Source organism: Bacteroides fragilis NCTC 9343 (genome assembly GCF_000025985.1).
Lineage (GTDB): Bacteria > Bacteroidota > Bacteroidia > Bacteroidales > Bacteroidaceae > Bacteroides > Bacteroides fragilis.
The window spans coordinates 4,873,487-4,895,310 of record NC_003228.3; the positions used below are offsets into that span (position 1 = coordinate 4,873,487).

Annotated in this window: 18 protein-coding genes; 7 read left to right on the plus strand and 11 right to left on the minus strand. The window is 45.1% G+C overall.

Features of this window, described 5'->3' with window-relative positions; translation table 11 throughout:
• Nucleotides 1-17: 17 nt before the first annotated feature.
• The 4 genes from BF9343_RS20140 (at nt 18) to BF9343_RS20155 (ending at nt 3,290) form a co-directional block, all read left to right on the plus strand.
• Nucleotides 18-812, plus strand: a complete 795-nt coding sequence (locus BF9343_RS20140) for a glycoside hydrolase family 16 protein (RefSeq protein WP_010993725.1) — start codon at nt 18-20, stop codon at nt 810-812.
• Between the two features lie 64 nt (nt 813-876).
• Entirely contained in the window at nt 877-1,791 is a 915-nt protein-coding gene (locus tag BF9343_RS20145) for a S66 peptidase family protein (protein WP_005791345.1), read from the plus strand.
• A gap of 56 nt (nt 1,792-1,847) precedes the next feature.
• Nucleotides 1,848-2,852 (plus strand): M20 family metallopeptidase, encoded by a 1,005-nt coding sequence (locus BF9343_RS20150; protein ID WP_005797516.1) that lies wholly within the window; start codon nt 1,848-1,850, stop codon nt 2,850-2,852.
• A gap of 9 nt (nt 2,853-2,861) precedes the next feature.
• On the plus strand, nt 2,862-3,290 hold the full coding sequence (locus BF9343_RS20155) for a SufE family protein (RefSeq protein ID WP_005791341.1): 429 nt from the start codon (nt 2,862-2,864) through the stop codon (nt 3,288-3,290).
• A gap of 127 nt (nt 3,291-3,417) precedes the next feature.
• Here the strand turns inward: BF9343_RS20155 and BF9343_RS20160 are convergent, their stop codons facing one another.
• The 8 genes from BF9343_RS20160 to BF9343_RS20190 all read right to left on the minus strand — a co-directional run bounded on the left by BF9343_RS20160 (nt 3,418) and on the right by BF9343_RS20190 (nt 12,173).
• Nucleotides 3,418-3,645, minus strand: coding sequence for a helix-turn-helix domain-containing protein (locus BF9343_RS20160; protein WP_005791339.1), 228 nt, complete (start codon nt 3,643-3,645; stop codon nt 3,418-3,420).
• 28 nt (nt 3,646-3,673) lie between these two features.
• A complete protein-coding gene (locus BF9343_RS20165; RefSeq protein WP_005791337.1) occupies nt 3,674-4,312 on the minus strand; it encodes a DUF2975 domain-containing protein in 639 nt (212 codons plus the stop codon).
• Between the two features lie 35 nt (nt 4,313-4,347).
• On the minus strand, nt 4,348-5,136 hold the full coding sequence (locus tag BF9343_RS20170; RefSeq protein ID WP_005797512.1) for a CPBP family intramembrane glutamic endopeptidase: 789 nt from the start codon (nt 5,134-5,136) through the stop codon (nt 4,348-4,350).
• A gap of 38 nt (nt 5,137-5,174) precedes the next feature.
• Nucleotides 5,175-5,303: a hypothetical protein gene (locus BF9343_RS24125; protein WP_256128196.1), complete on the minus strand. Its 129-nt coding sequence runs from the start codon at nt 5,301-5,303 to the stop codon at nt 5,175-5,177.
• A 746-nt stretch (nt 5,304-6,049) separates the two neighbouring features.
• Nucleotides 6,050-6,991 carry a bifunctional riboflavin kinase/FAD synthetase gene (locus BF9343_RS20175; RefSeq protein WP_005791333.1) on the minus strand — a complete coding sequence of 314 codons (942 nt, stop codon included), beginning with the start codon at nt 6,989-6,991 and terminating at the stop codon, nt 6,050-6,052.
• A 19-nt stretch (nt 6,992-7,010) separates the two neighbouring features.
• Entirely contained in the window at nt 7,011-7,634 is a 624-nt protein-coding gene (locus BF9343_RS20180) for an HAD family hydrolase (protein ID WP_005791331.1), read from the minus strand.
• Between the two features lie 117 nt (nt 7,635-7,751).
• Nucleotides 7,752-10,436: a calcium-translocating P-type ATPase, PMCA-type gene (locus BF9343_RS20185; protein WP_005814238.1), complete on the minus strand. Its 2,685-nt coding sequence runs from the start codon at nt 10,434-10,436 to the stop codon at nt 7,752-7,754.
• Between the two features lie 63 nt (nt 10,437-10,499).
• Nucleotides 10,500-12,173, minus strand: a complete 1,674-nt coding sequence (locus tag BF9343_RS20190) for a hybrid sensor histidine kinase/response regulator (RefSeq protein WP_010993727.1) — start codon at nt 12,171-12,173, stop codon at nt 10,500-10,502.
• A gap of 134 nt (nt 12,174-12,307) precedes the next feature.
• On the opposite strand from BF9343_RS20190, the gene rd reads away from it, so the two are divergent.
• Nucleotides 12,308-12,469 carry a rubredoxin gene (gene rd / locus BF9343_RS20195; protein ID WP_005804009.1) on the plus strand — a complete coding sequence of 54 codons (162 nt, stop codon included), beginning with the start codon at nt 12,308-12,310 and terminating at the stop codon, nt 12,467-12,469.
• 77 nt (nt 12,470-12,546) lie between these two features.
• Here the strand turns inward: rd and BF9343_RS20200 are convergent, their stop codons facing one another.
• Nucleotides 12,547-14,244 (minus strand): Na/Pi cotransporter family protein, encoded by a 1,698-nt coding sequence (locus BF9343_RS20200; protein ID WP_005791319.1) that lies wholly within the window; start codon nt 14,242-14,244, stop codon nt 12,547-12,549.
• Nucleotides 14,245-14,327: 83 nt separating this feature from the next.
• Here BF9343_RS20200 and BF9343_RS20205 point away from each other — a divergent pair, with 83 nt between their 5' ends.
• Entirely contained in the window at nt 14,328-16,001 is a 1,674-nt protein-coding gene (locus BF9343_RS20205) for a nucleoside kinase (protein WP_005791317.1), read from the plus strand.
• 237 nt (nt 16,002-16,238) lie between these two features.
• Nucleotides 16,239-17,792 (plus strand): sensor histidine kinase, encoded by a 1,554-nt coding sequence (locus tag BF9343_RS20210; protein ID WP_005814235.1) that lies wholly within the window; start codon nt 16,239-16,241, stop codon nt 17,790-17,792.
• Nucleotides 17,793-18,018: 226 nt separating this feature from the next.
• Here the strand turns inward: BF9343_RS20210 and BF9343_RS20215 are convergent, their stop codons facing one another.
• Both BF9343_RS20215 and BF9343_RS20220 read right to left on the minus strand, forming a co-directional pair.
• Nucleotides 18,019-19,845 carry an endonuclease/exonuclease/phosphatase family protein gene (locus tag BF9343_RS20215; RefSeq protein ID WP_010993729.1) on the minus strand — a complete coding sequence of 609 codons (1,827 nt, stop codon included), beginning with the start codon at nt 19,843-19,845 and terminating at the stop codon, nt 18,019-18,021.
• Nucleotides 19,846-20,235: 390 nt separating this feature from the next.
• Nucleotides 20,236-21,822, minus strand: a complete 1,587-nt coding sequence (locus BF9343_RS20220; protein ID WP_010993730.1) for a DUF3857 domain-containing protein — start codon at nt 21,820-21,822, stop codon at nt 20,236-20,238.
• Between the last annotated feature and the right edge of the window lie 2 nt (nt 21,823-21,824).

The window sequence follows — 21,824 nt, forward strand, 5'->3', positions numbered from 1 at the left end:
TATAATCAAACAGAACCATGAAAACAAAAACATTTCTCGCTCTTTTCTGCCTGTTGTGTATCAGTTCAGGCTTTTCATCGTGCCAACGTCATTCATCCGACCAGTGGAAATTGGTTTGGGAAGATAATTTCGACCAGAAAACAGGTTTTGATCCACAGGTCTGGAGTAAAATACCACGTGGCAAATCAGACTGGAATAACTATATGACCGACTTCGATTCCTGTTTCGACATGCGTGACGGCAATATGGTGCTGCGAGGCATCATCAATCACAGCCAGCCCAATGATACAGCACCCTATCTGACCGGAGGAATCTACACCAAAGGAAAAAAAGCATTCAGCAACGGACGCCTCGAAATACGCGCCAAACTGAACGGTGCACGTGGTGAGTGGCCAGCCATCTGGATGCTCCCGATAGATGCTCCCTGGCCGATGGGTGGAGAAATCGATATCATGGAACGTCTGAATCACGATACAATCGCTTATCAGACTATACATACCAATTATACGTACAATCTGGGTATCAAAGACAATCCGTTATCACACTCCGTAGGTGCGATCAATCCCGACGACTACAATGTATATTCAGTAGAAATGTATCCGGACAGCATTGCATTCTATATCAATGACACACATACTTTCACCTATCCCCGCATCGAAACAGACAAAGAAGGGCAGTTTCCTTTCGACCAGCCTTTCTATCTACTGATCGACATGCAGTTGGGTGGCTCGTGGGTAGGGGCTGTAGACCCGAAAGAACTTCCGGTGGAGATGTATGTAGATTGGGTAAGATTCTATCAGAAAGAGAAATAGAACCTTTTTACCCTACAAGCGTTAAAGACAAATCAGATATCAGCTTATTAAATCACTTTATTAAATGAACTTACAATTTCCCCCATTTCTGCACGAAGGCGATAAGGTAGCCATCGTATCGCCTTCAAGCAAAATAGACAGTATATTCCTGAAAGGTGCCAAGACGCGTCTCAGCTCCTGGGGACTTACTCCTGTCATGGGAGATCATGTCCGAAGTTCATGGGGCTCGTATGCTGGTGCCACCCATCAGCGCCTCAAAGATTTTCAGGCAGCCATGGACGATGAAGAAATTAAGGCCATCTTGTGCAGCCGTGGTGGTTACGGAGCGGTTCACTTGCTGGATAAGCTGGACTTCACACGCTTTCGTAACCACCCGAAATGGCTGATCGGGTTCAGTGACATCACTGCGCTCCACAACTTATTTCAATACAATGGTTTTGCCTCACTCCATGCTCCCATGGCACGCCATCTCGCTGTAACAGGAGAGGAGGATCCATGTTCATTATATCTCCGCGACATTCTTTTCGGTAAACTGCCCGGATATAAATGCCACCGCCATAAGTTGAATCATCTGGGACAGGCCAAAGGCATCCTGCGAGGCGGCAACATGGCTGTGTTCCACGGTCTCCGCGGAACACCATACGATATTCCTCCCGAAGGTACGATCCTCTTCATCGAGGATGTGGGCGAACGTCCTTATGCCATCGAACGCATGATGTATAACCTGAAATTGGGAGGCGTACTTGAAAAGTTATCCGGACTTATCATCGGACAATTTACCGAATACAAAGAAGACTATTCACTGAAAAAGGACCTTTACAGCACACTGGATGCCTTGGTGAAGGAGTATGACTTCCCCATATGTTATGACTTTCCGGTGGGACATGTGACAGAGAACCTACCACTAATCAACGGTGCGGAAGTGGAGTTCGTATCCGGAAAGAAAGGAGTGGAATTGTTAATAAACCCTCCTATCTGACTCACCCTACAGTGAAAATCATTAATTTTGAGGCTTTAAACTCCAAAAGCATAATTATGAAAAGAAACTCTATGTTCATACTGTCAGCTTTCATCCTGTTTTCTGCTTTCTCCTGCGGAACAAACGGCAGCAAGACCACTTCGACCGACATCACCGAGAAAAAGGTAATTGTCCAAGTGCCCCAATTTGACGCAGACAGTGCTTACAAGTACATACAGGCGCAAGTCGACTTCGGACCGCGCACACCAAATTCTAAAGGTCATGTTGCCTGTGGAGACTACCTGGCCGCCAAACTGGCCGAACATGGAGCCAAAGTGATCAGCCAAAACGCTGAATTACCCGCATACGACGGTACACTGCTGAAAGCACGCAACATCATAGGATCTTTTAAGCCCGAAAGCAAAAAACGCATCGCACTCTTTGCGCATTGGGATACCCGTCCATGGGCCGACAATGATCCGAATGAAAAGAATCATCACACACCGATACTGGGCGCCAATGATGGAGCAAGCGGAGTGGGTGTATTACTCGAAATTGCCCGCCAGATCAATCAACAGCAACCGGAACTGGGAATCGACATCATCTTTCTGGATGCGGAAGATTACGGAGCACCTCAGTTTTATACAGGCGAACATCGGGAAGACCAGTGGTGTCTCGGCGCACAATATTGGGCACGAACCCCGCACGTAGATGGCTATAATGCCCGCTTCGGAATTTTACTCGATATGGTGGGCGGCAAAGATGCTACTTTCTTTAAAGAAGTATATTCCGAGAAATATGCCAAAGGTATCAACAAGAAGGTATGGAAAAAGGCTAACGACGCCGGATACGGACGTTACTTTATTAACGAAGTAGGCGGTCAGATCACTGACGATCATCTGTTTATCAATCGCCTGGCAGGTATCCCGACTATCGACATCATTCCAAACGACGAAAATTGTGAACTGTCCAGCTTCGGACCGACCTGGCACACCGTGAATGACAATATGGATGCCATCGACCGCTCTACACTCAAAGCTGTGGGACAAACGGTACTGGAAGTTATTTATAACGAGAAATAATTATTTATCATGTCAATCAACGAATTACAAGACGAAGTCGTTGCTGAATTCAGCGACTTTGATGACTGGATGGATCGCTACCAGTTACTTATCGACTTAGGAAACGAGCAGGAACCGCTCGACGAGAAATATAAAACGGAACAGAATCTGATTGAAGGTTGCCAAAGCCGTGTATGGCTTCAGGCAGACGAAGTAGACGGGAAAATTATCTTTAAAGCAGAAAGCGATGCACTGATCGTGAAGGGCATCATAGCACTGTTGATTAAAGTCGTATCGGGACATACACCCGACGAGATTCTTAATTCGGAACTCTACTTTATCGACAAAATCGGTCTGAAGGACCACCTATCCCCCACTCGTAGCAACGGATTGTTGTCGATGGTGAAACAAATGCGGATGTATGCACTCGCATTCAAAGCCAAAGAGGCCAAAGGCTAAATCTCCAAATAAGGATGTGTCAGGACTCGTATTCACCACAGATCACACCGATTTACACAGATAGATATCACTGGTTATCAGCAGATTAAAATCATCCTGTGTTAATATCTGCGTAATCTGTGGTGAATTATGACGTACCTCCATCTTCTTCATCCACCTGATACTCCAGAATATCCCCCGGCTGGCAATCTAGCACTCTACAGATCGCCTCAAGGGTAGAGAAACGAATCGCTTTGGCCTTTCCCGTTTTCAGGATAGAAAGGTTGGCAGGCGTAATGTCAATCTTCTCTGCCAACTCCCCCAAAGATATTTTTCTTCGGGCCATCATTATGTCAAGGTTTACTATTATAGCCATAATTCTATTAATTTTTCAATATTCGGATTCAGATAGTAAGATCTTGTTCTTCTTTCATCTTCAACCCGATGGCGAATACCTCGCCTACAATTAGTGAAACCAGTCCCAGAATGACCAGCATCACAGAATCTATGCTTGTCTCCATAGAATATCCGGACAACGAGAAGACTGAAGACAACTCATAATCATTCATCAGGGCCGGCACTGCCTCACTAATAAAGTTCAGCAACAAGGCGACTCCCAACCATCGCAACCGACGGACATTCTTCCAATTAAAAATATCCGATTTATTGATAGCTACAATCAGCTGAATAAAAAGCACTGTTGACGCAATGATGGCAAAAACAGCCAGAAGCCCGGAAATCACCTGGGCAACCATCATCCAGGTACTCCTGTCGACTTTTACATTCGTAACCATCTGTGTATAGGCAACGGGGACATAAGAGCCGGTCTTTTCATTATAAACAGAATCTTTAAAGGACGAAAAATCCTTGGGCATCAGTGTGGCAATCCGAAAGTTGATAGCCTGCTCTACACTTTGATTACCGGAATGACTTATCTTCATCCCTTCGGAAAAGCCATGACCGAAATCACGCCCCATATTAAACACCGAATAACAGAATACCAGAAAAACCAGTAAACATAGTATGTTCAATCTTCTTTTCATATTATGACTTATTATTCAATCTTTATCGTTTATTTTCATTCATCTTTCCGCCACGTTCCCGGAACCGTAACCTGCTTTATCCGAAGAAAACAGCCTACGAACACCATAGCCGCCACTGCTATCAATAGATAATAGGGAGTCGTACCCGTCACATCCCTGATTGTATCTGCATCGGGATAGGTCAGACTCAGCATGACAGAAATACTGTTGTTCACAATGTGTATCAGGATACAAGGAATCAGACTTCGTGTCCGATAATAAACCCATGCCAGCAAAAGGCCTCCAAAGAAGGCTGCAACTATCTGAGCCGGATTCAAATGAAATACTCCGAAAAGCAGTGCCGAAAGGAAGATGGCTTTCCGGGGAGAATAGCGTTCAAGCAATGCCTTAGTGGCACCACCACGGAACAGAAGTTCCTCAAGAATCGGCCCCAACAAAGTAATGGCCACAATGCCTAACCAACCGGACTGGAGAGCGTCGAACTGCTGTTCCAGAATATCAGGTACCCAAGATAAGACGGCAGTCAACAGATCCATCAGGACAGTCATCGACAAGCCTATTAGAAACGTTATGATCAGAAATGGAAATGAAATGAATGACCAACTTGTCTTGTCTTTGGGTATATAGTGTGCTTTCCATAAATAAAAAAACATCACTGCCATGGAAAGCAGCATCGAAGGAGCCAATGTCAACTCCGAAACCCGGGTGGCATCTACGCTCCCACCATTCATACGGGCAATGATAGTAAAAGGAATACCGATCAGCCCACCGCAAATAAGCTGGATTCCCAGATAAATCAGAATTAATTTGATCGCCGTTTTCATTCAGTCTTTTGTTTTAAATATGTACAAAGATAACGGTTTTAATTGACTACCGCTTCGGTAGAAGAGCTATTTGTATGGTGACCATGCAAAACTGAACTACATACAAACAAAGCTAACATGGAGATGGATACTACCAACATCGTAATGCTCATCAATGACTTTCTCATAAAACTTACTTTGAAGATTCGTTATGTTATTCAATAATAATTTATCGTTTTTCGATATGCAAAGATTCATATTAATTTTCACCTAAACAAGTAATTCGATAATTATTTATCGATAAACAATAAATATAGAATGTTTTTCGATATTTGTAGAGGATAAACACTGATATAAAGAAGCCTCAAAGAACCAGCGTCAGGGAGAGTATATCCATTTGATAGCGTATTACACCTTTAGACGTCACTCTGACACTATTCATCCTAATCTACTGACACGCACTAAAACACAAATCATCAAACAGGAAGAAGAAAATGCATACAAGACGCATATAACATGCAATAAGATGCAACATCGACCGAAGATTTCCAATAAATATGCATGATATCTTTAGAAGAGAGGTCACATACCATTAAAAGAAAGACATCATTGGGTTAAAACAAAAGCTTCATTAGTTCAAAACTTCACCTGCATGAAGCCGGAAGAGAGACAAAAGAGGACATTTACATGCCTGCAATCATTTTTCAGCACGCATAGAATGATCAGGGAGAGAATAACGATTTGCACCTTAAAACAGAATATTCTGCAAATTAAAGAACACAGAACAGGCTCAAAACAGAACAAGAGACATGTATTATCCGCAATCAGGATGACTATCTGAAAAGCCGAATTCACAAAATAAGCTCCTATTTAAGAGCCGGAAGATAACGGGCCGAATATAACTCACTCAGTGGCAAACAAAAAATACAAAATGTCAATTGACATTTTGTATTTTCCCCAAAAGCGCTTCCACATCGGCTGCATCCTGATGAAGCTGCGCTATCAATCCTTCAATCCCATCGAACTTCAGCTCCGGACGGAGATATTTTACAAAAGAGAGCCGGATAAATTTATCGTAAATATCGGAATGAAAATGGAGGATATTCACTTCTATCGAACGTTCGGGACCATTCCCTATCGTGGGACGAGTACCGATATTGAGCATACCATTATAAGTATGCCCGTCGAACGTGACATGAACTGCATAGACACCATCGGCAGGAACCAACTTATCAGGATCGTCTACACTGAGATTGGCCGTAGGGAATCCGATTTTCCTTCCTACCTGATAACCGCTCACCACCGTACCATCCAGAAAATAGTCGTAACCCAGACAACGTGCAGCCCGATCTACTTCGCCCTGATGCAACATCTTACGAATGACAGAAGAGCTTATATGGAGATCATCACACACACAGGCACGAGCACGAATCACCTCTATTCCCATTTCAGAGCCATAACGGCAATAATCCTCAAAGCCTTCACTACGATTGTGTCCGAAGCGGTGGTCATATCCGATGACAAGTGTCTGCACCCGATAACGGTCTCTCAGGATATCGGACATAAATTCATGGGCAGTCAGATGTGATACTTCACGTGTAAAATCAAGCATAAAGCAATAATCCACGCCCGTTTCTTCAAGCAGCGCCAGTTTCTCTTCCGAAGTGGTCAATAACTCCGGACGATAGTCTGCATTCATCACCTTACGAGGATGAATGGGAAAAGTAATCAGTGCAGAACGCAATCCACGAGCCGCAGCCAACTCTCTGACTTGTTCTATCAGAAAGCGATGCCCCATATGTACTCCATCGAAGAAACCGATGGTGGCAACACATGGTTCGGGTAGAACTCCCGGTATATTACGGATTATCTGCATGCTGTTTCTCCTATTTATTTTAATTCTCGGCAAAAAGCGGCCTCCAGTCTTCACCGGGTTTCACTGTATAGGTAGAGATGCCCAATGCCTGGGCGCCCTGGCAGTTGGCTTCGGAGTCATCTATGAAAAAAGTTTCGCGCGGATCGAGGTTTGCATCATCAAGCACTCCCCGGAAAATCTCTTCAGCGGGCTTTACCATTTTCATTTCATACGAGAGGTACATCTTTTCAAAATAGTCTTCTACACGGAAACCCCGATACGGAAACGCATGCTCACATGCCCACTTCCAATGTATCTCGTTGGTATTGCTCAGCAGATAGACCACATATTTCTCGCGGAGTTTCAATAACATATCAAGCTTAAAACGTGGAATATCCACCAAGAAACTATTCCAAGCAGCATCAATTTGCTCATCCGTCACCTCCTGAGTTATCTGCCCGCGGATACTATCACGAAACTGGGCTGACGAGATCAACCCTTTCTCATGTTGCATAAAGATTCCCTGCTGAGAATACATGCCTAACAATTCGTCCACCTTCTCTAATCCCAACTTCCGGAAGTTTTCTATACAACGCTGACGGTCGAGATTAATCAATACACCACCAAAATCAAAAATAAGGTTTTTAATTCCTTTTCTTTTCATCTCTATTCTGTTTTTGAAAGCTTATACACGACAGAGCACGCAAAGGAAACGGAGTTTTTATATCCTGTTCATAAAAGACACTTTCTTTGCGTCCACTGTGATAAATAGCTTTCATTTTCATTTCTGAGTTAAACGTTTGACCAAGCGAATCAATTCTCCAATCCACAAGACGAGAGAAGAAGAACCGATGATGATAAGCCATGTTTGCCAGTCGAGCGGTTCTGTACGGAATACAGCTCCACCGAACTGCACTATAAGAAACTGCCCACCCAGGATGGCCAGTACAATCAATTCCATTCCGTACGACTTCGTAAGACCCTTGAATGCTGAATCGGTAGTGCCAAACACACGGGCGTTGAACAGATTCCAAAACTGAAGCATTACAAAGAAGGTGAAAAAAATGGTCAACCGCTGTACCGTCATTCCACCGTCGGCATTTGTAAAGTAGTATATCATCGCCATCAGTACTACCAGAAAGAGTGTACCGACACCGAATATATTATGTTGCATCGCTTTACTAATAATAAAATCAGTACTGCGACGCGGTTTATCGTTCATAACACTCTCACTTGGCGGAATAGAAGCCAAAGCTAAAGCGGCAAATGTATCCATGATGAGATTTACCCATAACATTTGGGTCACAGTCAACGGTAGTTCTGTTCCCACAATAGAACCGAGCAATACGATGAGAAGTGCCACAAAGTTAATGGTCAGCTGAAATACGATGAAACGCTGGATATTCTTATAAAGTGACCGCCCCCACATCACAGCAGTCCCGATACTGTTGAAAGAGTCGTCCAGCAAAGTGATGTCACTGGCCTCTTTGGCAACTGAAGTTCCGGTACCCATCGAAAGTCCTACCTGTGCATGATTGAGCGCCGGCGCATCGTTCGTTCCGTCTCCGGTCACAGCCACAACGGCTCCTTTCTGCTGCAGCAATTGTACCAGACGTTGTTTGTCGGTAGGACGGGCACGCGACATAATTTTCAAGTCCATCACTCTATCCAATGCTTCTTCATCACTCAATTCGGCAAAAGCAACTCCGGTAATGCGATTGCGTTCCGTATCTTCCGGTTTCCACAGCCCGATCTGACGCGCAATCTCAGTTGCGGTGCCCGGAGTATCCCCGGTCACAATCTTGATACCGATACCTGCCGACTGGCATTTAGCTACTGCCGCAGGCACATCGGGACGTATAGGATCGGAAATGGCAACGACTCCAAGGAAATTAAGATTATTTTCTGAAACAAGTGCCACACAGTCATCCGGTTCGTTATCTTCCACCAAACGGAATGCAAAACCAAGTGTACGCATAGCCATATTCTGATAACCCAGTAATTGTGCTTCGACAGTCGAACGATATTCCACACTATCCACACGACGGCCATCGAGAATCACCTCCTTACATTTGCCAAGCACGATTTCGGGCGCACCTTTTATATATAATACCTTTTTGCCTATCAACGGCGACTTCACCAAAGTAGCCATAAACTTACGTTCAGTCGAGAACGTCAATTGGTCGAGCACCCGTGCTCCTTCTCTGAGTTCAAGATAGTTACGTTTCTGGCTATTCAGCCACAGCAACAAGGCAACTTCCGTAGGATTACCCACTCCTTTCGGCTTCTCACCCTCTCCCGTTTCTTCAAGAAAAGCAGTGGAGTTAGCACTAATCCCTTCCGCAATCAGTCTGCTGATATCGTCATCTGCCAGTTTCCCACCATCTTTCAAACCATAGAAATTGGGCTCGTGCACCTGCATCAGATTTTGTGTCAACGTACCGGTCTTGTCTGTACAAATCACGGTAATCGCCCCCATTGTTTCGCAAGCGTGCATCTTACGCACCAAATTGTTAGTGGCAAGCATACGGCGCATATTCAGTGCCAGGCTGAGGGTCACACTCATAGGCAATCCCTCGGGAACGGCAACCACGATCAGGGTAACCGCCATCATGAAATATTTCAATGTACGCTCCAACACCGGCAACCAGTCATGCCAACCGTTCAGAGCCCCAAAATCGAAATACAGTACAACGTCTTTTATAAAGAAAATAAGGAAAGCAAGTCCGGCTACGGTAAAACCGATCTTACCGATCAGGTTGGCCAATTTGGTCAGCTGGATATTCAATGGTGTAGGCTCCGTAGTTTGTTCCGTACTCTGACGTGCCACTTTCCCAATCTCCGTAGCATCTCCCACACGAAGTACCTTCATCGATCCATGGCCATCGACCACAGTTGTACCACGCATCACCAGATTGGAAGCATACGTAGCTTCTTCATCAAAATCGGCTTCGATTATTGTTTTATTAATCACCGGTTCCCCGGTCAGGTTCGATTCGTTCACCTGCAAAGAAATAGCTTCTATCAGTTCGCCATCTGCGGGAATCTCTTCACCGGTCTCCAATACCACAATGTCACCTACTACCACATCTTTACGCGGAATCTCCTGAATACGCCCGTTACGAATCACCTTTACTAAAGTCTCTTCAGTAACGGCATTCAGTAAATCGAATTTCTTATTGGCATCGTATTCGAAATAGAAACCGATACCGGTTGCCAACAGGATAGCGGCTATAATACCGATCGTTTCGGCATACTCATTCTCGATAACGGAAATGATAAGAGAGAATACAGCTGCAATAAGCAGCACACGTACAACAGGATCTTCAAATTTTTCCAAATAAAGCTTCAGGAGCGAAGGACGCTTAGGAGGCGTCAGTAGGTTGGCACCATATTTCTCCCGGCTTTGGAGAACTTCTTGATCAGTCAGGCCCAAATGAAAATAATCGTCGTTCTTTGCAGTCATGCAGATACATACATTAAATTAGAAGTTGCAAAAGTACAACATAAATCCGGTATAAGATGTTTCTTAAATCTTTTTTAAGGATTCCAGTTTTCCCAACAGTACTTTTGACGAAATGGGCTTCGTCAGGAAATCGGTAAAGCCGCTATGCATGATTTTCTGGCGGTCTTCTTCATACGCAAAAGCAGTAAGAGCAATGATAGGCACTGTAGCCGACATCTGTCGGATAGCCTCCGTAGCCTCGTAGCCATTCACCTCAGGCATACGGATATCCATCAAGATAATGTCCGGTTGGAATTTCAGGAAAAGAGAAATGGCCTCTTCACCATTGTGAGCCCAATGTAATTCGTAACGTGAAGCGAGGATAGCTTCGCAAAGACGATAATTGTCTTCCATATCTTCGGCCACCAGTATGCTCAGTTTTTTATCACTTCCCGCATCGATAACCGGAACCCGTACTGCAGAAGGCAATTCTTCCTGCTCTTTCTCAATGATGACTTTGGGTTTAATATCGGAATGTTCGGGCAATGTAAACCAAAAGGTACTTCCTTTGCCTACCTCAGATTCGGCTCCGATTTCCCCACCCAGCTTATTTACAATCGTCTTACAGATAGAGAGTCCGAGTCCGTTACCGTTTTTATCACTTTGCAAACGCACAAAACGATCGAAGACACCCTCCAATTTATCCGCCGAAATACCCGAACCGGTATCGCTAACATAAAACCGAAGTCCATTCTCGGAAGACTGATATCCGATACGGATACTACCCTCTGTAGTAAATTTGATTGCATTAGATACAAAATTGGACACAACCTGAGCAATTCGGTTACGATCCGTATGAACCATACACGAGGGCAACCCGGACTCTGTTATAATCTGTACAGGCGAGTTAGAGCCTATCTTCATACGGAACAATTGTTCCAAATCATTCAGTAACAAGTTGATATCGACATCAGAATAAACAAACTCCAATGTACCGGCCTCAATCTTCGACAAATCAAGAATATCATTAACCAGCTGTAATAGCAATTCGCTGTTCGTATGGAGTATCTCCAGGTATTTTTGCTTTTCTTCTTCTGTATTGGCCGCTGCCAGCAGTTCGGAAAAGCCGACGATGGCATTCAGTGGCGTACGGATTTCATGACTCATATTGGCTAGAAAAGCGGACTTGGAACGATCTGCATTTTCCGCTTTTTCCTTCGCTTCGGCCAACGCCTCTTCCGTTTGTTTAATCGAAGTAATGTCATGCACCGTCAGCACCATGCGCTCTTCACTATCCAGAGTCATAAATACTCCCGAGATCATTACGTCGCACTTTACAAATTCATGCTCGTCTATGGCAATATTCAGTGATGATTGCAAATCAGTAAATTCTTTCTTCTGGCGGAAAGCGTTTCCTATTGCTCCCCTCACCGGACATTCCTGGCAAAAAGCATGGGTTCCGCATCCCCCTTTGGCAGACAAGGCATTCCGGCATTGCAACAGATCACCTACACGCTTCTCTTTACCGTCCGGACTGAGATGAGTCAAATCATAATAATTAGTTTTCAGGACTTTGAAATCAGAATCGATTACCAAAACATACGCATGAATATGCGTCAGAATCGCATCAAACAGACAATTTACATTCTCCAGTTTCCGGTCCGATGCAGATTGCATTAACTTACCTTGTCTCTTTTCCCACAGAATAGCTCCTAAAAAAGCCACACATACCAGTGATAATACAATCTGCCACATCATAGTTTATAATTCCTTGATTAATGTTTTGTTGCTACAGACAAAGGTAGTGCTTTATTAATGAAAAAAGAAAAAATAAATGAACAATACGTCCGATACTTTTGTTATATTTGCATAAACTTAAAAAAAGAGACGACATGAAGTACATTTGCACCGTTTGTGATTTCATTTACGATCCGGAGATAGGTGATCCGGAAGGCGGAATCGAACCCGGAACACAGTTTGAAGATATTCCTGATGATTGGGTATGCCCTCTGTGTGGAGTTGGAAAAGAAGATTTCGAACCGTATAATGGCTAAACGATTCATTAACGATGAACGATAAGCGATGAGCACTCTCAATTACACGCTTTATCGTTCATCGTTCATCACTTTTCTCAAGACGCTTTCTTTTCTTTTACGTCACTGCTCGCTTCTACTACATTTACTACATAGTCACCGAGTTTTTCACATTCGGCGATAATATCCATGTAATAAACGCCCATCTGATAATCATATTCTTTATTATTCACATCCAGGATATTCTGATTCTTCAGTTGGTTACGATAGTTATTAATTTCATTCTCAATATTGAATGACTTATTAACATCGATACTCTGATGTTCGGGTTTCTCGACCACGACAATCATTTGCGACAGAGCATCATTGGTCAGTTTCATCATGAAATGAATGTGCTCATATTGCTTCTCTGTGAAATCCTGATTGGTCTGACGCTTCCGGCTGATGGTACGTGCCAAGTTATAGCAACTGTCACCAATACTTTCAATCTCGGTTACCTCACGAAGCATGGCACGTATCTGAAGCTTACTTTCCGAGCTCAAACGCCCTTCAGATACCTGATTCAAGTAATTGGCAATCTCCAATTCCATATTATCACTGATATTCTCGTATTTCTCAATCCGGCTGAAAAGTTTATTGAAGTCATCATCCTTTTCAGTATGCAACAGATCTTGTACCATACCAAACATACGATGAATACGCTCGGAAAACAGATGAATCTCCTTACGGGCCTGAAGTATGGATAATTCGGCCGTAGAAAGCATACCTCCGGTAATAAAGCGCAAGCGTGGCTCTTCATCTTCTTCCTTGGGACGAATAATGGCACACACGGTACGCTCAATCAGTTTCACTCCCCAAATCAGCAGACAGACGTTACATATATTAAAAATAGAGTGGAAAGCGGACAACTTATAAGAAATAGCCACCTCTGCACTTCCCGGATGGAAGAAGGTATCGACCACCCAATTGACGAATACCATAAAAGGATGGAAAATAATCAGCACCCAGATCACACCAAAAACATTGAAAACAAAGTGAGCCAAAGCAGCACGTTTTGCTTGTGAATTAGCAGTCAGGGCAGCCAGATTGGCTGTAATAGTAGTTCCGATATTCTCACCCAAGACCAATGCGGCACCCAGTTCCAGGCTGATCCATCCGTTGGCACACATAATTAAAGTAATAGCCATCGTCGCGGCGGAAGCCTGTACGATCATAGTGAGAATAGTACCGATAAATAAAAAGAGCAGAACCGAGAAAAATCCCATATCTGTATAGTTCTGTACAAAAGCCAGCATTTCCGGGTTGGCATTCAGGTCGGGGGCATTTGCTTTGAGGTACGAAAGCCCCATAAAGAGGAAAGAAAAACCAAAGATAAATTCACCGATAGACTTACGGTTACTTTTACCCGAAAAAATAAGAGGAAGGGCAATGGCTAAAAGAGGAAGGGCAAAAGCAGCCATGTCGACTTTAAACCCAAAAATAGAAATGATCCATGCGGTGACTGTCGTACCGATATTAGCACCCATTATCACACTAATGGATTCGGCCAATGTCAGCAGACCGGCATTTACAAAACTGACCACCATCACCGTCGTTGCCGAAGAAGATTGGATAAGGGCGGTGATCAACACACCTGTTAAAACTCCCGTTACCCGGTTTGTAGTCATTGCTGTCAGAATTCCTCGCAATCTGTCACCTGCGACTTTCTGTAAGCCCTCGCTCATGATCTTCATTCCATAAAGAAAAAGTCCTAACGAGCCAATGAGCTTTAAAAAATCATAAAAAGAATATTCCATCTATAATTATTTTAGTGGTTGTTTGTCTTCTTAGCAATTATGTGATATATTTATCCGTACTATTCACCCCAAAATGACGTGAAATGAAACAGATGTTACAAATATATTGCAAAAATAATAATATTTCTAAAGAATTCCCTATTGGGAGCTCACTTTTGGATATTTATTACGGCTTTAATCTTAATTTTCCTTATCAGGTAGTCAGTGCTAAAGTAAATAATCGCTCTGAAGGACTCAATTTTCGTGTATATAACAATAAAGATGTAGAGTTTCTGGATGTAAGAGATTCTTCGGGAATGCGTACGTATGTGCGTTCTCTCTGCTTTGTGCTCTACAAAGCTGTCAGCGAACTCTTTCCGAATGGCAAACTTTTTGTGGAGCACCCGGTATCCAAAGGATACTTCTGCAATTTGCGGATCGGGCGCCCCGTCACACTTGAAGACGTGTCACAAATAAAGAAACGTATGCAGGAAATTATAGCGGAAGACATTACCTATCACCGCATTGAGTGTCATACAACTGAAGCCGTACGTGTATTCAGTGAACGGGGCATGAATGACAAGGTAAAATTACTCGAATCTTCCGGTTCTATCTATACCTATTATTATACTTTGGGAGGTACTGCCGACTATTATTACGGTAATCTGCTCCCAAGTACAGGATTTATCCACTTATTCGACCTCGTTAAATACTACGACGGACTGTTGCTGCGTATTCCTAACAAAGAAAACCCATCTGTACTGGAAGATGTGGTAAAACAGGAGAAAATGCTCGATGTTTTCAAAGAGCACCTGCGATGGAACTACATCATGGGATTGAACAATGTAGGAGATTTCAATATTGCTTGTGAAGAGGGACATGCCACGGACCTGATCAATGTGGCAGAAGCTCTGCAAGAGAAGAAAATAGCACAAATAGCCGATAGCATTTTCCACCGCGGAGAAAACGGGACTCGTGTAAAACTGGTGTTGATTTCCGGACCGTCATCATCCGGGAAAACAACTTTTAGTAAGCGACTCTCCATCCAGTTAATGACCAACGGCCTGAAACCATATCCCATCTCACTGGACAATTATTTTGTAGACCGTGAAGACACTCCATTGGATGAAAACGGCAATTATGACTATGAATCCCTTTATGCCCTCGACCTGGAGTTATTCAATACACAACTACAGGCTTTGTTGCGTGGCGAGGAAGTAGAACTGCCCCGCTATAACTTTATGTTGGGAAAAAAAGAATATAAAGGTGATAAATTGCGGATCGACGAACATACGGTATTGATTCTTGAGGGAATACACGCCCTTAATCCGGAACTGACTCCGCAAATCCCGGCAGCAAATAAGTTCAAAATATACGTCTCTGCCTTGACAACCATCTCGCTGGACGATCATAACTGGATCCCAACGACGGACAACCGACTTTTGCGCCGTATTATCCGGGACTTCAACTATCGCGGCTATTCTGCCCAAGAGACTATCTCACGCTGGCCCAGCGTACGCGCCGGAGAAGATAAATGGATTTTCCCTTATCAGGAGAATGCCGATGTGATGTTCAACTCCGCCCTTTTATTTGAATTTGCCGTGCTCCGCTGTCATGCCGAGCCCATTCTTACCAGCGTGCCACGTAACTGTCCGGAATATGCTGAAGCATATCGGTTGCTGAAGTTTATCAAATATTTCACTCCTGTACAGGATAAGGAGATTCCTCCAACCTCACTTTTGAGAGAATTCCTGGGAGGAAGCAGTTTTAAATATTAGATAGAGCCATATTCCAAATCATTATCAGACATAGACTTTACAAATACCGGCTCCGGAGAGAGCCTTATTTGTAGAATCTATGCCTGAATTATCAAATTTTATCCACCTTTCAACCAACCGGTAATGCCCGCCATTCCTCTTTGAAGAAGAATCAAAGAAGAAATGAAAAATAAGAGGGGGAAATGAGAGGTTTCTACAAAGATTTTTTAACTTTGTCACTGTTTAAAACCAAATCGCATGAAAATATCGACTTTAATCCTGACCATCCTCGTTTGTTTTAGCACAATCGTCGATGCACAAGGCACACAAAACAGAGCAAATGAACTGATGAAACAAGCGCAGAGTAGTCTGGAACAAAAAGAATACACTAAGGCGCGTTATCTTTTCATCCAGGCCTATGGCGCTTTCGCAACGCAGGAGAATTATCCGAAAGCCGTGGAATGCGGAATTCAGGGAGCAGCTCTGTACCATCGTGAAAATTATTACAAAGAGGCATTCGACCTCTGTAGAGGAATGGATCAGCTAGTCTGGGCCGGTGAACAAAAACAGCAGAAACAATTTTACCCGCTACGTTTCCAAATCACCAAAGAGAGACTGCAGATGTACATCGGACTAAAGAATGCGGCGCAGGCTAAAATTCAATTGGATAAGCTGGCAGAAACCGCAGGCCTGGCCAAGAACGATTCATTAAGCGAGAACCTACTATACACACAGGCAAGTTATTACTACACATTCGGGCAAAACACTCAGGGAGACGCGTGTTTTCAGAAATTAATCAACCAATATAAAGCCCAAAAGAATTACGATAAGGTCAACGAATGCTATAAAAAACTGATTGCCATCGGACGTAAATCTAACAATGCCTCACTGGTGGCCCGCACTTACGAGAACTTCATCGTCTGGACCGATTCAGTAAAAGCAATGACGGCACAAGACGAACTGAACGTACTGAAACGCAAGTATGACGAAAGCCAGCAGATCATTCAGGAGAAAGAAGACACACTTTCGGGCAAACAGTATATGATCGTCGGGCTGTGCACACTGGTAGTAATCCTGATTGCCGGTCTGATATTTGTGGCCATCGTACTGCTTCGTTTCATTGCCGGTAACCGGAAACTGAAAAAGAGCGTACAGATAGCCAATGAACACAATGAACTGAAGACACAGTTTATCCAGAATATTTCAGCACAGATGGAACCTACGCTGGATACACTCGCCTCTTCTGCCGCCGAGCTGTCGGACAAAGCACCTCAACAGGCACAGCAGATGCAAGGACAAGTAGCAGCCCTGAAGAAGTTCAGCAATGATATACAGGAACTTTCCACATTGGAAAACTCTCTGACTGAACCTTATGAAATGAAGGAGATCAACGTAAATACTTTCTGTGAAGCTACCATGGATAAGGTGAAAGAGTTTGTACAACCCGAAGTTTCGACCGTAGTCAATGCTGCCAAACTCCAGATCAAGACCAATCCTGAACAACTGGAACGGATCTTGATTCACTTGCTGAAGAACGCTGCGGAATATACCGAAAGCGGAAAGATATTCCTTGATTTCAAAAAGAGAGGCGCACATACGCACCAATTCATTATATCGGATACCGGTACGGGTATTCCCGTTGAGAAACAAGAGAACCTGTTCAAGCCCTTCACTGAAATCAAAGACCTGACAGAAGGAGACGGTTTAGGACTACCCATCTGCGCCCTGATAGCAACCAAAATGAACGGCAGCCTGACACTGGATACCAGTTACACCAAGGGGAGCAGGTTTGTACTCGAATTACATACATAATTAAATAAAAGAAGTGAATGTGCCGCAACTAAAGTGAGCACTCTAAAAAGTTACAGACTGTAATCCATAAACATAAAAGAGCCATATCATTACTCAAAAATAGAGTTTGACATGGCTCTTTTCATTGTTCATAAGGGCAGACAAATTTCAAATGAGAAGCTCTCCCTTTCTAAATCAGGATTTAAACACATCCTCTCCCGCTATTTTTTTCGGAAGGGAGACGTTATCAGACGGTAAGTTCCAACAACACTTCTCCTTTGGTATTGAGTACTTTCACCTTAAGTACGTCCTTCTTCTTCTCAATCACCATTACCGTTGCACTTTTCATGCTATAACCGCCACCGATAATCACCGGGAAGTTATTGCCAAGGCTGCCTTTGGGATGATAGGCATATTCATGTGTGTGCGCGTTAAGGCTGATATTGAAAGGTGCTTTCTCCAGAAGTTTACCCCAAAGCCCGGAACACAGATTCTCGTAGTCGTTTCCGTAAAGCGGAATGTGATGAATCAGAATCCGCTTAGCGGCTTTCTTAAATTCTTTGGAAGCGAGCTCACGCTTCAAAAATCCTACCTGGTCATTACGCAGCTTCGTAAAGTCGTTGAGTCCGTAGTATACCCAATGATCATCCGGCTTATCTTCACCGCAATCGAGCATTACGATACGGGTATCTCCCCAGTTGAAGGAGCCGTAAGTCTTATCGCCTACATAATCGAACAGGCTGTGCAGGCCTACCGAATAGGCATTCCGGATCTCGTGATTGCCGCGCATAAAGAAGACAGGTACGCGGTCACCCTCCACGCCTTCGGTCAGTTCGCTGATAAAGGCTGTTGCCTGATCGTGATTGGCGGGGTCGTCTACACAATCGCCGTTGAACACTACAAAATCATAGTCAATCCCCTTTATCTGTTCGCACAATGCCTGAAACGTCTTCGATTGTTTATGCAGGTCGTTGAACACCACGGCCGTAAAACTGTCATCACCGGCTGCGGGCAACGTGAACTCCCTGAGTTCTGTACGGGCTGTATTGCCAAACATCTTTTTGTAGGCCTGGTAAAGCAGGATCTCCTGCGAACAGGTACGATAATAATATTTCTGTCCGGGCTGCAAACTATCGAGGCGAATCTTGTGAAGAGTATTGCCACAAACAACTTGACCATCCAGAAGGGTACGTGCGCGCTTCAGGTTGGAAGGGTCCGTGCCGTACTCCACCCAGCAATAGGCCGGCACGTTGGTCTGCCACATCACCGTGATTCCACCTCCTACGGGATTCTGAAGATAGGGTTTGGTACGGCAAATCCGATTCTCGGGTACCGCCATCCGTACTTCTACCAACAAAGGACGATGATCGGACGCCAGAGGCTCATCGATCACCCGGGCCGAGTTGACAACAAAAGTAGGCGTTTCCTGTTTCAGAGCAATCAGGTAGTCGAGCGTCTCCTTCGGTTCGGAAGCCGGATAAGTGGGCTGCTTCGGGTTGGAAAGTATCTGGAATGTACTCTTCAAATCTTTGATAAAGCCGGAGTCGGCATCCGAGTTGAAGTCACCGGCAAGGAAGAAAGGTTTCCGGGTATTGGCTGTAACGGACTTCAGGATTTCGAGAGACTTCATCCGATCCTCTTCGGTCAGAGAAAGGTGCGTACACGCAAAGACATACTCCGGGAACTCGGCTACAAGCAGCGTGCGTGCCTCTTCACGTCCCGGAAGGGCGAAGGTTTGCACACGGAGCGGAGTCTCTTTCGAAAGTATACCGATGCCATACTTTCCTCCGTCATAATCGATGGCAGGCGCAAAGCAGGGATGCAATTGAGTGCGTTCCGCCAGTTCCTTGAGAACATCGGTCCGGTTGCTCCGGGCAGTCATGCTGTCCAGTTCCTGGATGGCAACGATGTCCGGACGGGCGTTGTTGATCACATTGGCTACACGCTGATAATTGCATATACCGTCCATGCCATTGGCGTTACGGACGTTGTAGGTCATCAGGCGCAGCACATCTTCAGCCTGGGCTGACAGCACAAAAAGTGCTGAAAATAAGAGCAATAATAGTTTTCTCATAAGGGTTCCTCCCTAAAAGATGTTGCGGAAGCCTGTTTCGCCACAGAGCTGCATAGGCAGAGAGGCACAGGAGAGGAGCTCTACGGAGCGTGACCTGCAGAACGGGGGTATGCCATAACTCACCACAGAGTGATACAGAACTTCACAGGACGAACTTAATCTATTGATAGATAACAGTATCCAACTGTATACATTCGTGTAATCTGTGGTGAATGCGAGTTTCGACATATCCTCATTCCACGAATCACCGCTTATCGTTTGGAGACCGTTCCGCCGGATACCGGCCTATGTCCTTTGCGGGCAGCTCCCGCTACATCTTCATTGTTATATTTTGAGTTATTAAATCTGAATAATAGCACATATACTGTCTCTTCCTGTCGAAAAGAGGGATCAGGGAAGAGGTTTTCTGTACACCAGCGTCAGCCCGTCCACCGCCCCGTACTCTGTCATCAGTTGACGGAAAGCGGCATAATCCGCCGGGCGAATCATCTGTTTCTTCAACTTCAGGCTCCGGATCACTCGCGTTTTCGCTCCTTCGGGACGGATGGAAATGGTTAATGTACCTACGGCATTGTCCATCTTCTTCTCCATCGGCCGAGTGACAGGTTCCATACCTGCAGGAGTATCTACGGTATAGGTGAAAGATTCATCCGCCAGTCCGGGCAACAAAAGGTTCGAAGTGCGCTTGCTATTGAACCGGACGTACTGGGAACCGGCCAGGCTGCCACGCTCTACGGGGAGGGTGAAGACCAGATAGCCATCTTTGGCATTTGCCGCGTCGGGCTGCAATGCATAGTCTTTTCTCAGGGTAACCGGTGGAAGATTCAGTTCAAACGGCTGCGTCAATGAAGCTACATAGGCATAATCTTTCTGCCAGGAAACGGCTGAGGGAGTTTTGCCTTTCAGTGACAGAGCCTGTTGGCTGCCTCCGGCGTCGGTCCACACAAACAGTTCGCGGATGCTGCCTACTCCCAGTGATGCCGTATTCTCGGACGGAGCGCAGACCGCCCCTATCCCGGCTTTCAGTCCGGCCGCTTTCAGCAATGCGGCCATCAGATTCGCCTTCTCGGCCTCCGTGCCGTATGCCGAACGGATCACCTCTGCGGCGGGACGGATGCGATAACCGCTTTCCGCCAACGGGAGGGACGAATAGTAAAGATTATCAATCACATAGTCACGTATCGCGGTTACTTTTTCTTTATCGTCCTTCGCTCCGGCAGTCAGTTTTCCGGCCAGCGCACGAATCCCTGCATCTCCTTCCGGTTGCCATTGTGACGTCAGAAACGACAGGGGTTTCTCCTCAGTCGTGGCAGTCAGCAGAGGCAAATCACCGCCGATCACCGACACCTGCGGCTCACGGCTGAGGGCGGGCAGATTTTTCAGGGTCCAGCTGACTTGCTTCATCCCTTCGGATTCGGTTACGGAAGCTTTCTCCTTGTGGTTGTTAAGGGCATATTCCAAATGTTGCCCCCGGGGAACGGTGATGCTGATCTCGTACTCCTTCACCGGCGAAGAGTGCTCCAGCAACCGGCAGATCTGAATCCCCGGCAAATATCCCGGTTTGGTTGTAATGGAATAGTCCAGATAGATGGTAGCTCCGAGTTCCAGCCCGGTGTGTACGACTACCATCTCGCGCAAAGCATTGAATGCCGGCGCATTGGCTGCTGCCGAGGGGAGCACTTCGACCAGAGCATTGGCGGGGGTCTTGACGATATTTCCGTCTTTCTGGCGGGTATACGACTCGTGAATCTGCAAAGTCTGATAACGGGGATCGTACGTAATGAACGACTCCCCATACGTGCGGTTCATGGCCGTGTGAGTGTACAGCGTCAGGACTTTCGACTGACGATAAACCTGCGTACCATCAGCCTGCAGGGTCCAGCTTTCTTTGATTTTCTTAAATTCCGCTTCCCGGGCGGTGACCGGAAGAGTCAGCGCAAACAGGCAGAGGAGCAGAAGGGTATATATTTTAGTCATGT

Bases quoted from the DNA above. Each gene is read 5' to 3' on its own strand.
- BF9343_RS20185 (WP_005814238.1), bottom strand. From the start codon at position 10,436: ATGACTGCAAAGAACGACGATTATTTTCATTTGGGCCTGACTGATCAA.
- BF9343_RS20150 (WP_005797516.1), top strand. From the start codon at position 1,848: ATGAAAAGAAACTCTATGTTCATACTGTCAGCTTTCATCCTGTTTTCT.
- rd (WP_005804009.1), top strand. From the start codon at position 12,308: ATGAAGTACATTTGCACCGTTTGTGATTTCATTTACGATCCGGAGATA.
- BF9343_RS20175 (WP_005791333.1), bottom strand. From the start codon at position 6,991: ATGCAGATAATCCGTAATATACCGGGAGTTCTACCCGAACCATGTGTT.
- BF9343_RS20165 (WP_005791337.1), bottom strand. From the start codon at position 4,312: ATGAAAAGAAGATTGAACATACTATGTTTACTGGTTTTTCTGGTATTC.
- BF9343_RS20140 (WP_010993725.1), top strand. From the start codon at position 18: ATGAAAACAAAAACATTTCTCGCTCTTTTCTGCCTGTTGTGTATCAGT.
- BF9343_RS20190 (WP_010993727.1), bottom strand. From the start codon at position 12,173: ATGATGTGGCAGATTGTATTATCACTGGTATGTGTGGCTTTTTTAGGA.
- BF9343_RS20155 (WP_005791341.1), top strand. From the start codon at position 2,862: ATGTCAATCAACGAATTACAAGACGAAGTCGTTGCTGAATTCAGCGAC.
- BF9343_RS20200 (WP_005791319.1), bottom strand. From the start codon at position 14,244: ATGGAATATTCTTTTTATGATTTTTTAAAGCTCATTGGCTCGTTAGGA.
- BF9343_RS20160 (WP_005791339.1), bottom strand. From the start codon at position 3,645: ATGGCTATAATAGTAAACCTTGACATAATGATGGCCCGAAGAAAAATA.
- BF9343_RS24125 (WP_256128196.1), bottom strand. From the start codon at position 5,303: ATGAGAAAGTCATTGATGAGCATTACGATGTTGGTAGTATCCATCTCC.
- BF9343_RS20215 (WP_010993729.1), bottom strand. From the start codon at position 19,845: ATGAGAAAACTATTATTGCTCTTATTTTCAGCACTTTTTGTGCTGTCA.
- BF9343_RS20180 (WP_005791331.1), bottom strand. From the start codon at position 7,634: ATGAAAAGAAAAGGAATTAAAAACCTTATTTTTGATTTTGGTGGTGTA.
- BF9343_RS20145 (WP_005791345.1), top strand. From the start codon at position 877: ATGAACTTACAATTTCCCCCATTTCTGCACGAAGGCGATAAGGTAGCC.
- BF9343_RS20220 (WP_010993730.1), bottom strand. From the start codon at position 21,822: ATGACTAAAATATATACCCTTCTGCTCCTCTGCCTGTTTGCGCTGACT.
- BF9343_RS20210 (WP_005814235.1), top strand. From the start codon at position 16,239: ATGAAAATATCGACTTTAATCCTGACCATCCTCGTTTGTTTTAGCACA.
- BF9343_RS20170 (WP_005797512.1), bottom strand. From the start codon at position 5,136: ATGAAAACGGCGATCAAATTAATTCTGATTTATCTGGGAATCCAGCTT.
- BF9343_RS20205 (WP_005791317.1), top strand. From the start codon at position 14,328: ATGAAACAGATGTTACAAATATATTGCAAAAATAATAATATTTCTAAA.